Below are 503 nucleotides of genomic sequence, written 5' to 3'. Positions count from 1 at the left end.
CTGGAAACGGCGGTCCTTCCTTCACTTCAATTTGAGGTTACACTTATTTTGGGTGTAGAACGGGCTCTGGGGCAGGTTGAAGCATTGGGCTGGGGGCGTCGGGAGATTATGCGTCTGGAAGCGGCTATTTCTGCACAGGAAGCTGAAATTGCCAAATATAGAACGCTGAAAACCAGCGTTTACGAGGATCTTCGAGACGGGCTGATCACCCAAGATGAGTTTCTACACATGAAGCAGGACTTTTCTGAAAGGATTTCTTTCATCGAAGATGATATTTCGGGTTTGAAAACAGAGCTGGATGCCGTCCGAGCTGGTCTTGTCAACCAGACGGGGTGGCTGGCTCAATTCCGTCAATATCGAAATCTTGCCAAGCTCACTCGCACGGTGGTCGTCAATCTGATTGACAAAATCCACATTTATCCCGATAAAAAGATTACCGTCACCTTGCTTTGCAAGGACCAACTGACCGATGTGATTGCGTTCCTGCGGGAACAGGTGCAGAC

General features: G+C 48.9%; 1 protein-coding gene. It reads left to right on the top strand.

Translation table 11 applies throughout. The features are described 5' to 3' along the window. Positions 1-503, top strand: a 503-nt coding sequence (locus tag RX395_RS09960; protein WP_316367334.1) for a DUF4368 domain-containing protein, incomplete at both ends; no start/stop codon positions are given.

The organism is Collinsella aerofaciens (genome assembly GCF_032584215.1).
In the GTDB taxonomy this organism is placed as follows: Bacteria; Actinomycetota; Coriobacteriia; order Coriobacteriales; family Coriobacteriaceae; genus Collinsella.
This window is presented reverse-complemented; position numbering and strand designations above follow the sequence as displayed.